General features: G+C 40.1%; 20 protein-coding genes. 18 read left to right on the top strand and 2 right to left on the bottom strand.

All coding sequences use genetic code 11. The features are described 5' to 3' along the window. Positions 1-177 precede the first annotated feature (177 nt). The 14 genes from FPZ43_RS00145 (at position 178) to FPZ43_RS00080 (ending at position 8,838) form a co-directional block, all read left to right on the top strand. On the top strand, positions 178-564 hold the full coding sequence (locus tag FPZ43_RS00145) for an SPW repeat domain-containing protein (protein ID WP_146379824.1): 387 nt from the start codon (positions 178-180) through the stop codon (positions 562-564). Between the two features lie 25 nt (positions 565-589). Then, positions 590-787, top strand: coding sequence for a hypothetical protein (locus FPZ43_RS00140; RefSeq protein ID WP_146379823.1), 198 nt, complete (start codon positions 590-592; stop codon positions 785-787). Positions 788-879: 92 nt separating this feature from the next. Beyond that, positions 880-1,806: an NAD(P)/FAD-dependent oxidoreductase gene (locus FPZ43_RS00135; RefSeq protein ID WP_261380921.1), complete on the top strand. Its 927-nt coding sequence runs from the start codon at positions 880-882 to the stop codon at positions 1,804-1,806. Positions 1,807-1,809: 3 nt separating this feature from the next. Continuing rightward, entirely contained in the window at positions 1,810-2,127 is a 318-nt protein-coding gene (locus FPZ43_RS00130; protein WP_146379822.1) for a 2Fe-2S iron-sulfur cluster-binding protein, read from the top strand. A gap of 219 nt (positions 2,128-2,346) precedes the next feature. Next, positions 2,347-2,580, top strand: coding sequence for a hypothetical protein (locus FPZ43_RS00125; protein WP_146379821.1), 234 nt, complete (start codon positions 2,347-2,349; stop codon positions 2,578-2,580). Positions 2,581-2,738: 158 nt separating this feature from the next. Further along, positions 2,739-3,434, top strand: coding sequence for a DUF421 domain-containing protein (locus FPZ43_RS00120; protein ID WP_146379820.1), 696 nt, complete (start codon positions 2,739-2,741; stop codon positions 3,432-3,434). Between the two features lie 5 nt (positions 3,435-3,439). Next, entirely contained in the window at positions 3,440-4,144 is a 705-nt protein-coding gene (locus tag FPZ43_RS00115; RefSeq protein WP_146379819.1) for a DUF421 domain-containing protein, read from the top strand. Between the two features lie 89 nt (positions 4,145-4,233). After that, a complete protein-coding gene (locus tag FPZ43_RS00110) occupies positions 4,234-4,998 on the top strand; it encodes an SDR family oxidoreductase (protein WP_146379818.1) in 765 nt (254 codons plus the stop codon). Positions 4,999-5,060: 62 nt separating this feature from the next. Further along, positions 5,061-5,309 (top strand): hypothetical protein, encoded by a 249-nt coding sequence (locus tag FPZ43_RS00105; RefSeq protein ID WP_146379817.1) that lies wholly within the window; start codon positions 5,061-5,063, stop codon positions 5,307-5,309. Between the two features lie 54 nt (positions 5,310-5,363). Continuing rightward, a complete protein-coding gene (locus FPZ43_RS00100; protein ID WP_146379816.1) occupies positions 5,364-6,242 on the top strand; it encodes a glucose 1-dehydrogenase in 879 nt (292 codons plus the stop codon). Between the two features lie 11 nt (positions 6,243-6,253). After that, entirely contained in the window at positions 6,254-6,490 is a 237-nt protein-coding gene (locus FPZ43_RS00095; RefSeq protein WP_146379815.1) for a hypothetical protein, read from the top strand. A 521-nt stretch (positions 6,491-7,011) separates the two neighbouring features. Next, a complete protein-coding gene (locus FPZ43_RS00090; RefSeq protein ID WP_146379814.1) occupies positions 7,012-7,263 on the top strand; it encodes a hypothetical protein in 252 nt (83 codons plus the stop codon). 696 nt (positions 7,264-7,959) lie between these two features. After that, positions 7,960-8,478: a UpxY family transcription antiterminator gene (locus tag FPZ43_RS00085; RefSeq protein WP_146379813.1), complete on the top strand. Its 519-nt coding sequence runs from the start codon at positions 7,960-7,962 to the stop codon at positions 8,476-8,478. Between the two features lie 18 nt (positions 8,479-8,496). Then, positions 8,497-8,838, top strand: coding sequence for a helix-turn-helix domain containing protein (locus tag FPZ43_RS00080; RefSeq protein WP_146379812.1), 342 nt, complete (start codon positions 8,497-8,499; stop codon positions 8,836-8,838). A gap of 111 nt (positions 8,839-8,949) precedes the next feature. Here the strand turns inward: FPZ43_RS00080 and FPZ43_RS00075 are convergent, their stop codons facing one another. Beyond that, entirely contained in the window at positions 8,950-9,357 is a 408-nt protein-coding gene (locus FPZ43_RS00075) for a hypothetical protein (protein ID WP_146379811.1), read from the bottom strand. A 433-nt stretch (positions 9,358-9,790) separates the two neighbouring features. On the opposite strand from FPZ43_RS00075, the gene FPZ43_RS00070 reads away from it, so the two are divergent. Both FPZ43_RS00070 and FPZ43_RS00065 read left to right on the top strand, forming a co-directional pair. Continuing rightward, positions 9,791-9,973: a hypothetical protein gene (locus FPZ43_RS00070; protein WP_146379810.1), complete on the top strand. Its 183-nt coding sequence runs from the start codon at positions 9,791-9,793 to the stop codon at positions 9,971-9,973. A 461-nt stretch (positions 9,974-10,434) separates the two neighbouring features. Continuing rightward, entirely contained in the window at positions 10,435-10,770 is a 336-nt protein-coding gene (locus tag FPZ43_RS00065; RefSeq protein ID WP_146379809.1) for a hypothetical protein, read from the top strand. Between the two features lie 41 nt (positions 10,771-10,811). On the opposite strand, the gene FPZ43_RS00060 is transcribed toward FPZ43_RS00065, so the two are convergent. Beyond that, a complete protein-coding gene (locus FPZ43_RS00060; protein WP_146379808.1) occupies positions 10,812-11,039 on the bottom strand; it encodes a hypothetical protein in 228 nt (75 codons plus the stop codon). 298 nt (positions 11,040-11,337) lie between these two features. On the opposite strand from FPZ43_RS00060, the gene FPZ43_RS00055 reads away from it, so the two are divergent. Next, positions 11,338-11,745: a hypothetical protein gene (locus FPZ43_RS00055; protein ID WP_146379807.1), complete on the top strand. Its 408-nt coding sequence runs from the start codon at positions 11,338-11,340 to the stop codon at positions 11,743-11,745. An 81-nt stretch (positions 11,746-11,826) separates the two neighbouring features. Then, on the top strand, positions 11,827-12,912 hold the full coding sequence (locus FPZ43_RS00050) for an acyltransferase family protein (protein ID WP_146379806.1): 1,086 nt from the start codon (positions 11,827-11,829) through the stop codon (positions 12,910-12,912). Positions 12,913-13,203 lie beyond the last annotated feature (291 nt).

The following is a 13,203-nucleotide window of genomic DNA, read 5'->3' as shown; positions in this document are numbered from 1 at the left end:
TTTTATTTTTATTTAATAATTAATATAAAGATGTCAATATTAATTTAAAATACATTTGTTAAAACAATAGGCAACTACCTAAGTTATGTATTTACCTACTTGAAGTTCCTAATACCGTACATGCCGATTCTAAATAGGGTTTATAGACCCCATATATCTTTAAAAAGAATCAGTGTTATGAAAGCAATTATTTCAACTAAAACCCACGCTGTGCTCGACTATTTGGCCGGCGCCTTAATTACCTTTTCTCCCTGGATATTTGGTTTTGCCCATCTTGGGGGCGCTCCTCTTTTTATACCGTTACTAATCGGCTCAATGCAACTTGTAATGGCGCTTTTTAGCCAACATCAGTTGGGCCTATTCAAAGCCGTGCCCATGCAACTTCATTTAACTATTGATATGCTTGCTGGCTGCGTTTTAATTGCCAGCCCTTTTATTTATGGTTTTGCCCAGTTGGTGGTGTGGCCACATGTGCTACTAGGCATTTTTTCATTAAGTGCAGGCTTGTTAACCCAAAATTCACCTTTATACCGTGTTCGCTTTTTTGATGAACGGGGTTATTGATTCAACATTTTAAAGATTCACTTATATGAAAAGCTTCGATTTAATTGCGTGCTTATGCATTTGCTTAGTATGCATGTCATGCGGCGGCGGTAGCCCGCAAGGCACGTCGCACCACCACGAGCCAAACCCCGATACTGCTAAGCAATCAAAATTTGACAGGGATACAACTAAAGGTAACCGGCAGTCATCACCAAGCGATGCAGGGAATAGCTCCAGTAGATAATAAAGTCTTTCACATGATACAAACTGATATAGCCGTTATAGGTGCCGGCCCCGGCAGGGTTATTTGCCGTGTTTGAGGCAGGATTGCTAAAAATGCGGTGCCATATAATTGATGCATTGCCGCAAGTGGGGGGGCAGCTTTCAGAGGTGTACCCGCAAAAGCCGATTTATGATATTCCGGGGTATCCCGCAATAAACGCACTTGATCTGGTAAACAAGCTTGTGGAGCAGATCACACCCTTTAACCCAGGCTATACACTAGGCGAAAGGGTAGATTTACTTGAACGGCTTAGCGATGGCAGTTTTGTATTGATAACCAACTACCAAACCAGCATTCATTGCCGCGCGGTGGTTATTGCAGGTGGCTTAGGTTGCTTTGAACCGAGGAAGCCTCCGATTACGGGATTGGAGAATTTTGAGGGTAAAGGAGTGTCGTACATGATCAGAAATCCCGAAAAATTGCGTGGCCGAAAAGTGCTTTTAGCAGGCGGTGGCGATTCGGCTCTTGATTGGGCTGTGATTTTAAGTGAATTGGCCGAACGCGTGGTACTTGTTCATAGAGGTGACACTTTTAGGGGAGCGCCAGAAACGGCAGGTAAGGTTTTTGCGCTCGCAGCTGCCGGCCAGTTGGACTTGCTGTTAAATGCTAACGTTGTTGCGCTACATGGCAACGGTCACTTACAGTCGGCAGAAATACTCACGCACGATGGGCAAACCGTTAAATTAACAACAGAGCATTTTGTGCCATTATTTGGCCTTAGCCCGAAATTAGGGCCGCTCGAGCATTGGGGCCTTAACATTAACAAGTCGGCAATCACGGTAAACCCGGAGGACTTTTCAACCAACCAACCCGGCATATATGCTATTGGTGATATTAACACCTACCCCGGTAAGTTGAAGCTCATACTGTCCGGGTTTCATGAAGCAGCGCTAATGGCACAAAGTGCTTTTAAGTATATGTATCCTCATGAAAGGTTAAGTTTTAAATACACTACGGTTTACGGCATAAATAGCTTTTGACAGATGATAGATATAAAAGTTGAGACGGCAAATGGCTCGCACCTTGAATTAAAGATAGATAGCGACGAAAACAGGAGCCTGATGGAAATATTGTCAACCCATGACATAGGCATGCTTGCAGCCTGCGGAGGCCTCGCACTATGCGGAACCTGCCATATCATGTTTAAATCAGGCGGCGATAATCTCCCACCGCCAACTAAAGATGAATTGGCTATGCTTGAAATGTTGCCGGGTGCAGGTGCCAATAGCAGGCTTTCCTGCCAGGTGATGTTGAGTAAGAAATTAAACTCATCAAATATTAAGGTAATGCCAATAGATTAGTTTCTTTATAAATTAATATTTTAACTCAAAACAAATAATACAACCAAATGTTGTAAATATACACTGCCTTACTTGACGATCCCCATACATATACCACGTAATAACAATTGCCTGTGTACACTATTTTATGAGTTAGCAGGCTAACACCAACCTCGCTTATCATATGCAGTCAACAACACTATAAAATAACAAGGAATTTAATCAAAAAACATAGCCAAAATGGAAGACAAAAAAGGAAACATGGCTCCCGGACAGCAAAATTACCCATCAAATGAAGACCCACAAGGTAACCCGAACCGAAAGACCGGTAGCGAGATTATTAAGGGAGCACGGCAGGAAGACCAGTTGGATAAAATGAAGGAAAATGCCCCGGAAGATGGCACGAATAACACAATTGGTGCTGAACCAAAAGCCTACCAATATCACCGTAAAACCGAAAACGAGAACCAATAGTACTGAGCTAAGGTGCATTCATTTAAGAGAAAGAGGCGTTGGCAGAGAAGCGTAGCCCGCCAAAATAAGGTTACGGCAACGCACATTTTAATCATCGTTCTGCTAATCACGATAATCTTACTTTCCGAATCAGCTAAAATTTAAGCATTCAATCAACAATGAAAAAGGAAGAAATTAACCTAAGCGATTGGACGAGAATATTACTTGGCGAAGCACCGCCAATTTTCCTGCTGGAGGTGCTGATCAGATCGATAATTACCTACGTGCTGCTGTTGATAGTTGTTAGCTGGCTGGGCAAACGCATGAGCGGACAGCTAACCATTATGGAAATGGCAGTAATGCTCACCTTAGGTGCTATTGTTTCGGTACCTATGCAAACGCCGGATAGGGGAGTTTTGCAGGGCTTAACATTGTTGCTATGCGCTGTAGGTTTTCAACGCGGAATAAGCTACATAGGTTTTCGTAGCCATAAGTTTGAAAACATTACACGGGGTAAGCCAAATATATTGGTTAATGATGGCCTGATCGATTTGGAGCAAATGGTAGCTAACAGGATATCAAGGCAACAGCTTTTTTCAGTATTGCGCGGCCAAAAGATATTTAACCTGGGTGCTGTAGAAAGGGTTTACCTGGAGGCTTGCGACTTATTAAGTGTTTACCCCGCCGCCAAGCCTCAATACGGTTTACCAATTTATCCGCCCGATGATGCACAAGACCGGAACGGCGAGATGACAAGCGCAGAAAAAGCCGGCGATTACAAGGCCTGCGTTAATTGCGGAAATGTTACGAAAGAAAACCAACATTCGCCGTGCAGGATATGTGGCGAAAATAGCTTTACCCATGCAATAATATAATTTATATGAAGCCCGACGACATTAAAATAGCAGATTGGATGCGCTGGCTTGTTGGCGAGGTACCGGGTTCATTTTATATAGAACTTGTTATAAGAGCTGCCGTGATATACTTACTGCTGATGGTTTGCATGCGGCTTTTGGGTAAAAGGATGTCATCGCAGCTTGGGCGTAACGATATGGTAGCTATGGTTACCCTTGCAGCAACCATCGGTATACCGTTGCAAGCGCCAGACAGGGGTTTACTTCCGGCCATTGTTATTGCTGTGATTGTTGTGCTCACAGGCAGATGGGTTTCAAAAAAAGCCTTTTATAGCGAGTCGTTCGAAAAACTCTCTCAGGGTAATATCTCAATCCTTGTAAAAAACGCGGTTATGGACTTAACCGAAATGAAAAAAGCCCGGCTTACACGCGAACGCTTAGTTGCACAGCTTCGTTTTGCGGGGATTAAACACCTGGGCCAGGTAAAGCGGCTTTACATGGAAGCAAACGGAGCCTTTACGGTTATTGAAGAGGAGGAGCCACAAACCGGCCTTTTTATTATACCCCGGGATGACAGCGAAATGTATGACAGGTTTTACAAATCGGATACTATAGTGTCTTGCGAAAATTGCGGGTTCTCCCAAGACAAAAAATCGGTGGAAAAAAATGTCAGTTGCCCAAGTTGTGGCCATGAGGTATGGACAACTGCTGTATCAATAAAACAAAATTAATAAAACGCCATGCCATTAGTAGCATGGCCGTGAGTGAATAAACGTGGCTACCGGTAGGTACAATATCATGAAAAACAAACAAAACAAATATGGCACTACAGGAAAGTAATGTTTACACTCAAGAAGTTGTAAACGGTTTATCAGTAATTATTACGGGCGGCACTACAGGCATAGGCAGGGCCACCGCGCTGCTCTTAGCGTCGCATGGGGCAAATGTATTTGTCAACGGCACCGATCAGCAACATCTTGATGATTTACTTGCGGATGTTGCCTCTTCAAACTTGAAGGGCAGTGTAAAAGGCACCATAGCAGACCTGGCCACTGAGGATGGTGTTAACGGGCTGTTTGAAGAGGCCGGAAAATATCTAAATGGAGTTGACATGTTTATTAATAATGCTGCGCTAGCCTACCAAGGTGTTGCTGATGGAGAATACAGCGAATGGCACAAAGTAGTGAACACCAACCTTACCGGATACATTGCTTGCACGCATACAGCGCTGCAGAAAATGAAAGATGTTGGAAGCGGCCACATTGTAAACGTTGGCTCGATGAGTGCCGATGTGCGCGAGAAAGACAGCTCTGTTTATGTGGCAACTAAAGCGGCCATACAAGGTTTTACAGAAAGCTTGCGTAAGGAGGTTAATGAGCAGGGCATAAAGGTCACCCTCATAGAGCCCGGAGCTGTAGGTACAGACATGCAACCCGTATCCGTAAGCGACCAGCAAGACAATCAAAAAAACCTGGAAATGCTCAAAGCAGAAGATATTGCCAATGTGATATTGTTTACACTAAGCCAGCCCAAACGCTGCGACATTGTAGATATAAAGGTTAAGCCACACCTGCAAATAATTTGATTTGCAGACATTTCAAATAACCTATGATTAGCGTTATAAAATTAAGCAAATAAGAAAGAGACATGAAAAACCATAAAGAGATGCCCGTTCATCCACCTGAAACAAATCAGTTAAGTTTTGATGAAGCTTATGAACAACCCCAAACAGCAGATGCATCTGCAAAAAGCAGCCTTGGTCAGGACGATATCAATAAAGAAATAAAAACATTTTCGCCACCTAAAAACGGGCACATGGCTTTGGAGACTAAAGAAGGCAAAAATAACGGAGCACTGCCTAAAGCGTATCAAAATCAAAAGACCAACAGACCATAGTCAATCTCTGGCCCATAATTCAAACACATCGATTTAACTGAAAAATACAGCAACATGTCAACAAATAGCGACCCAAGAGAAAAAAACAGCAGTAACGCTTTTCCTGAACAACAACAGGCCATACCGGGAACAGAAAGTCAACTCACTCCCAAAGCCGACCACGGCGAACATACATATAAAGGCAGTGGTAAACTGGCAGGAAAAAAAGCCATTATTACTGGTGGCGACTCTGGCATTGGCAGAGCGGTGGCCATTGCTTTTGCGCGTGAAGGTGCCGATGTATTAATCGCTTATCTTAACGAACATGAAGATGCAGCAGAAACCAAGCATTATGTGGATGCAGCAGGGCGCAGAGCTGTATTAGTAAGCGGAGACATAAGCGCCGAAAGCCATTGCCAAAAAATCATTGACACAGCTGTTAGCGAATTGGGCGGGATTGACATTTTGGTGAACAATGCAGCTTTCCAGATGTCGAGGCAATCGTTACAGGAGGTATCGACCGAGGAATGGGAACGCACTTTCAAAACTAATATTTACCCGATGTTTTATTTATGCAAAATGGCAGAAGAGCACCTGAAGCCAGGAAGCTCGGTTATAAATACTACATCTGTTAATGCCTATAAACCCAAGCCTACATTAATTGCTTACGCATCAACAAAAGGCGCTATACAAAATTTCACATCAAACATGGCCCAGTTATGGGGTGAAAAAGGAATCCGTGTAAACTGCGTAGCTCCGGGGCCTATCTGGACACCGCTTATCCCCTCTACAATGACCGAAGAAGAGGTAACTTCTTTTGGCCAAGATGTTCCTTTGCAGCGTGCAGGGCAGCCTGTAGAACTGGCATCATCTTACGTACTATTAGCATCTGACGAAGCAAGTTATATATCCGGAGCTACCATACAGGTAACCGGTGGTACACCAACGATTTAAATAAAAGGTCTATGAAAAAATCAATTGCAATTTTATACTTACTTGTAAGCATCGCCTTTGCTGCTTGCGACGATACCTCCACAAGTGCCGTTGGCACTAATGACAAGCCAGACAGTGCGGTATTTGACAGTGCCGACAACGGTGTAGGCAGGCCGGAAGAAACTAAAGAAGACACCAGCGCTAACAATGTAGGGCCGGGGAGCGAGAAAACGCACGCCATTGACTCTGAGCACAAACAGAAGCATTAAGAATAAATAATTCAAAAGCCGGTTGCAGCAAATTTGCAACCGGCCTTTATAATGGCGTTAGGCTTGCAATTAGCTATTGATGTATCTGGAAAATGTGAGAAATTAACGCGTAAGTTGTATACCTACATGGTACTTCGCTTTGCGGGTTAAAGAACTGTTATGAAGTAATTTTGGATATATGAAGAAGCCAAAAACGTACCGACTTAATGTTTACTATTTTGGAAAAAAGATCTTATTTTTAATAAAGCGTTTTACTCAGAAAAACGGTACCGTAATTTATGATTTACAAGGATCGCCCATTCACTATGTTGTAATAAATAACAAAGAGGATTGGACATTTATAGCTGATTTTACGCCATGCGCAGATTTAAAACTGGCTATCATATCAAAGCTCCGGCGTCTTGTAGAAAGTAAGGGCCGGCCGCTAAAACCAAGTCGGCAACTTACGTCGGTCCCCTGCGAAGAATATAGTTATAAAGGCTAAATTTTATAATTCTGATATAGTTCAATTAAGTAAGGCCATGAAAAAATCCGCTATTCAATGTAACGTCAATGGTTCTAGTTCCGTGCTAAGCTTTAAGTATACGCTAACTTCTATACTTCAAATTTTTATTTATGATCAGCATAACTGGCTTGCGACAATTTACAAAGGGGTTGATAAAAAATACCAAATTATATCACGCAGCGTGAAGGCCATTTCAATGGCTGAGTTGGAAGCTATTGGCAATCAGATTGACTTGTTGGAACACAACTTGTCAACTAACCCTGATTAGTTTGCATTCGTACCTATAATTCATCCTCACCTGCACATATCCTATAATCGGCGGCTTGTAACATCACCAACCGGTGATTGCGACAATCTATTAAACGAACTTTATCAGTTAGCCTATCATAAAATTAAAAAAGGCTGCCCTTGAGAGAGGCAGCCTTTAACACCGAGGTTTACAATTGATTAAATCTTTATGTTTATCAATACAATTCTTGATTTGCGAGAGTCATCTATGGTGAGCAAACCATGATTTACATCTACGGTACGGTTAATTCTTTAAATCTGCCGGGGCTTCCTAGTAAAAGCGTATCATCAGATACAGCTTCGCCTGTCTGCTTACAGTTTTAAATGCTATACAGCTTTATGTGATACAATTTTAAGCCAAATTAAGGCTGCTTGCTTAAGCCTTGGACCAGTTGTACATTTTATGTGTATTTATGGGAAAGGCTGTATAAAAGAGTACTCGGTGATAAAGCGTAGAAGGAAAAATGACAAGTGTGCTCTTAGTTAAGGCGGCTATCATTAACGCTATAGATGGATTATTTTAACAGTTGCAATGCATGCACATCTTTTTACAAATTCATATACAACCAATTTAGTTGCCTTATTAAAGAGGTCTTTCCCCTTAATTTGGATAAAATGTGTGGTTATTTCACCATAATGACAAATTGATACCATTTACTTAAAGCGGGCAATAATTATGATAAACCTCAACAATCCTAACTGGATGGTGCTTTATACGAAATCAAAATGGGAAAAGAAAGTTGATCGGTTGTTAAAGGATCAAAATATCATTTCGTATTGTCCGCTCATAAAAACCACAAAAAAATGGGTAGACAGGAATAAAACGGTCGAAATTCCCTTATTTAATTCTTACCTGTTTGTTTACGCAACGCCCCGGGAATTAGAAAAAATTGTACAAACGTCGGGCGTGGTTACTTACATAACATTTTGCGGCAAACCTGCTGTTGTGCAAGAAAATGAAATTAAAAACATTAAGCGTGTTATAAGTAGTTACAGTGATTTGGAAGCTGTGCCGCTAAACAGTCTTCAAGTTGGAGATGAAGCGTTAATAACCGGCGGTTTATGGGACAATTACATGGGTGCTATTGACCAGATAAACGGCAAAACAGTTGTAATGGTGATAAAATCCATGAACTATGCATTAACTATAAAAGTGGACTCAAATATGATATTACCTGCAACCAAACTAAAATAACATCACAACAAATTACTTATGGATAAACATTACGGGCAAATAGTTGAACTTACTATCAGAAAAAAGGGCTTTAGCATCAGCGAACTTGCACGGCTGGCAGACATTAACAGAAAGTGCGTTTATAACTGGTTTAATCAAAAATATCTTAAGCCTGATATAATACACCGCATTGGCCACTTTATAAATCATGATTTTTCTGTAGAATTCCCGGAATTATTTACCGCCGACGACTTTATCAAGCCATTAGATGACCTCGCTTCCGATAATGTGGAAGGAGGCCCGGTATGGAAGGATAGATATATTGATCTTTTAGAAAAATATAACAACCTTTTGCTTGAGCAGTACCATAAAAGCTTATGATAACCACTACAAAAGCGGACGAAAAGGTAAAAGGCAGATTGACATACGTCGCTCTGCCTTTACTAACTATAACTGAACTATAAAAACCTGCTTATTAATTATTCACTTTGATTACGGTATCAACACCTTTGCCGACCAAATGCTGTTAACACTTTTGTTGGCCTCGTTATGGTATATTTGTTTACCCTCGCGGCTGTAAACGTTCACAACAATGTTTTGGTCAACATCTGCAGGTGTAACATCAATAGCTAAGGCATAATTTCTTTGATATTTTATGCGATACTCTCCCTGGGTTTTATTAACAATAGCATTATTAACATTGTCTGCAACACTGTAACGTACAATACACTGCCCGGCACATTGTACAGTTAATTTACCCTCGCCAAACTCCTTGTCGGGGTTTGCATCGTCTTTTTTACATCCCGAATTAAACGCGAATGATAAAGCCAGCAACGCTAAACAGCTAAAAACAGATCTTTTTGACGCAGGAAGCAAAAGCATATTGTATGATTTTTTCATATTTAAATTTTCATAAAATTAGCCTTTGGGTATTATAAAAAGCCGTTACCAATTAAAGTGTATAACAGGTTGTGCAACTATGTAAACATTGATTATCAGGAGGCTATCTTACAAAGTTGTAAGTTTTCATTATTTAACCTTTAGTGTTGATAAACCTGCTAATCGGCCTAACGCAAAATTTTGCATTTAACCCAATTATAGACGAGTAAAAACTGGCAGATGGTAACGGGCAGGCTGATCAAATTGAAATACAGCGAATAGCGAAAAGGTTCGAGTAGCTATTGAAGATTTCGGGCTGCAACCTGTAGCTAAAGGCCTAATATTTACACTGTCACATAATTTAAAGGTTGACACTATCCGCAACAGCTAAAAATTGAAGCTAAGCGTAATTTGGCAATATGAAGCATAAAATGACTGGGAGCCAGGGTTGCAGATGATTTTGCAAGCCCTGCATTTTAATACAAAAGTTGGCTTCGCTTATTATGATAATAATATCAATGGTGAGGAAACAATTGAAGGTACAGATGAAATAACCGCCGCTTACTTTGAAACGGCTGATAAAAACTTACCTGTTTTAGTAAGAAAGATTGCTTCGTATCATGATGTTGCCAAGTAAGTGACGCTGACACCCTCGAACTATTTTATAAAGCAAAAAAACGAACCCGGCCTGTGATACGTAAAGATATATACAACGGCCAAACGCTCCTGCCAACTACATTGTACATGCACGCGTCAATTTCAAGTGGTGATTGAGGTGCTATACATTGCCTTTAAGATAGGACCAAGTTTTACGACCGGAATATAAATTTTGAAAAAGTAGGCATACGCGTGTGGAAAGCAGTCAATGAAGCCCTTGTGATCATTACGGACACTTATATAACCGGCAGTGATTTATCTAGGAAAAAGGCAGCAATTATGAATACAGGACAACATTTATTTAATCAACAAATATTAAACCTTATTTAGCGGATAAGCTGCCTTACCTGCGAAGCTCTTTGAATGATATTAATCAATTTAATAAATTAAGCAACCTTAAAGTGGCTTTCAACGTAAACATTCCTAACTATTGATTAATATATGCAAAGAGCATTAAAAGATGTTCAGGAAGCCATTTTGAAGCTTGAAAAAAACCTGATTACTTGCGTTCCATACTGCTGTTTTGGACATGATAATAAGAAGAGAATTGCTGCAATGATTGATGTTCTAAAAAACAATCGCACCATTGTATGGATAAATTCAAACTTCTTGACGCCTACCGAACTATTTCATGAGTACCCGGATAACCCTTTATGGCGGGCAGCTTTAGATGCAAGAGAATGGTTAGACGGCAGCTTTGACGTAAATGATTTGCTGTTTAATGACGTAAATACTTTTAAAAAAGGCTTATTGGAAGGCCTGTTATTTAATCAATAAGCGTTTGATGCGGGCAGACAACCAATTGATTGCTCGAAAAATCAAACTTTATTTTTATGATCAAAGTCGGAAAGGACGTCCTTGTATTGATTAAGAACGTGATCCGGAAGATTATTGCGCTTTTGCAGATCTTTTAAAAATGCCGTTTTCTCGGCATAGGCCCCTTCCTCAAAAATTAGCTCTTTCTCATCATACCTTAAGCTCAAACTAATGTCCTTTTTGGATATCAGAAGCATAAATACTTTTATGGCGGTGGCTATTCTTTTCATTTAAATATTTTAGGGTTACAAACTTATACGTTTTGATAACGATTAAGTTACTCTTTTTGCACACATAGTTATCAAGACCCCAAGATAATTATTCTCACCTGCGCTTAAAACCGCTTAATACTTGTATGCTCACTATAATCTCAAATTTGGAATTAAGGGTTTAAACAGGCTTTTAAACTGATTAAGCTGCAGCCATATTCCCGGTACTTTCACACACCTACTCATTTGGCTATACAACCTTGTAAATAAGAATATTGGGCTTTATGGTTGTTATACCTTTACGGTTATTAAACTTATTATGGAACAAACCAATACAATATCGCTTAAACAGCCAACACTCACGATGCTTAATTCTACTAAAAAAGTCCTTTTATTATTTACATTATCATTAATGGTGTTTAGCTGTAAGAAATTCGATGGAACAGACCGCGACTACGGCTATGCAAAACTTACTGTTAAATGCAGCAACTGCAGCGTTAGTTACACAACTGCCGGCCAGCTTAACAGCTTTACAGTAAACGAAAGTACGGCTATAAATTACATCAGGTACAAAGCAAACTATAACCTGGACATCAACATTCAGTCGTTAGATGCCAAGCAGCCAATTACGCTCGGCGTTTACAGCCGAAGCGGCAAACAAGTTTTTTTGAACACCTCGGTGCGCGCTCAAGATGAGGTATGGAATTCCAAAATAGTTATTCCGTAACTCCCTGTTATAGATCAGATAAAATTGCGCATTCATTCGCAAGTGGTAAAAACTTCGTAAACCTTTTTAAACAATTACAACATGCTTAACACCGGTAAAGCAAACAAAAATTTAGCTATCGAAACTTTACGTGGCGTTGCTATTATATTAATGGTTTCGGGGCATGTAATTGGAGCAAAAGCAACAGATGGGCTAAAAGTTGCAGACAACTCATCCTGGAGGTTTTTTTACTATGCGTTTGAATATATACGCATGCCACTTTTTACGGTAATGTCGGGCTATATATACGCTTACAAACCTGTATATAAGTTTCCGTCAAACGGTAAATTTATTTTAGGAAAGATTAACCGGCTTCTTATCCCACTTATTGTCGTCTCCACGCTGTTTTACCTGATACAACACTTTAGCCCTGGTACAAATGCAAAAACCAACCTTGCAGATATCCGCTTTATTTACCTGTACCCATATGCACATTTTTGGTTTTTGCAGGGTATGCTCATTGTGTTTTTAATAATTGTAATACTGGAAAATTTCAATCTCCTAAAATCGTTTAAGTATGCTATGTTGTGCCTGGTAATATCGGCACTCATTTACATTCTTCTACCTTATAAGTTCAATAATTTCAGCATCAATAAGGTTCCGTTTTTGCTCACGTTCTTTACACTTGGTTTAATATTGAAAAGGTTTTATGACACCGTATTCAAAACCGGCACCGTTTACGTTGCGGTCGTGATATTTATATGTTGTTATACATATCAGTTGTACCTTTTTAATATTGCCGACAATGTTAGAATTAACAGTTTACTGGCATTCTTAGTAGGCTCGTCGGCATGCATATTATTGATACGGCTTAATTGGACAAATAAAAAGTTGATTTGGCTGGGAGGCTTCTCTTACGGGATATATTTATTTCATATTTTAGGCGCTGTTGCATCACGTGTGATAATGAATAAGCTTCATATAAATAACATGGTTATTCAGGTTTCATGTGGCGTAGCAGCGGGCGTTTTGTTTCCGGTTGCTCTTCAATTGGTTTTAGGAAGATTTAAACTTTTGTCTACTCTACTTTTTGGCGAGAAGCTCAAATTCGGCAAGCCAGTAATCAGCGCTAAAGAAAACGATAAACTAATACATCAAGAGCCCTCTTCAGGCTCCGCAGTGGTATAAAATCATTGTAAGGGTGTTTGCGTATAGCAATGGATGAATTATTAGCGCATCCGGCAACTTAAGTTAAATTTTATTAGTGTGTACTACACACAAGTATGTGGTTGTATTTCAGCCGTCTCAAGCAATTATCTGAAAAACATTTAAAAAATCTAAAGACAAGCCACATCTTCTCCATACAGCTTGTGGTCACATGACGTCTTAAATTAAAGTTGGCACCCAATCACAATCGTCAGCATACATTCGCCGTAAGTAAATGTTTTCTTAGTGCTTACTTTTAGTAATTTCTAATTA

The sequence above is a fragment of the Mucilaginibacter pallidiroseus genome (genome assembly GCF_007846085.1).
Taxonomy (GTDB): Bacteria; Bacteroidota; Bacteroidia; order Sphingobacteriales; family Sphingobacteriaceae; genus Mucilaginibacter; species Mucilaginibacter pallidiroseus.
The sequence above is the reverse complement of the archived record's forward strand: the minus strand, read 5'-3'. Positions and strand labels throughout refer to the sequence as shown.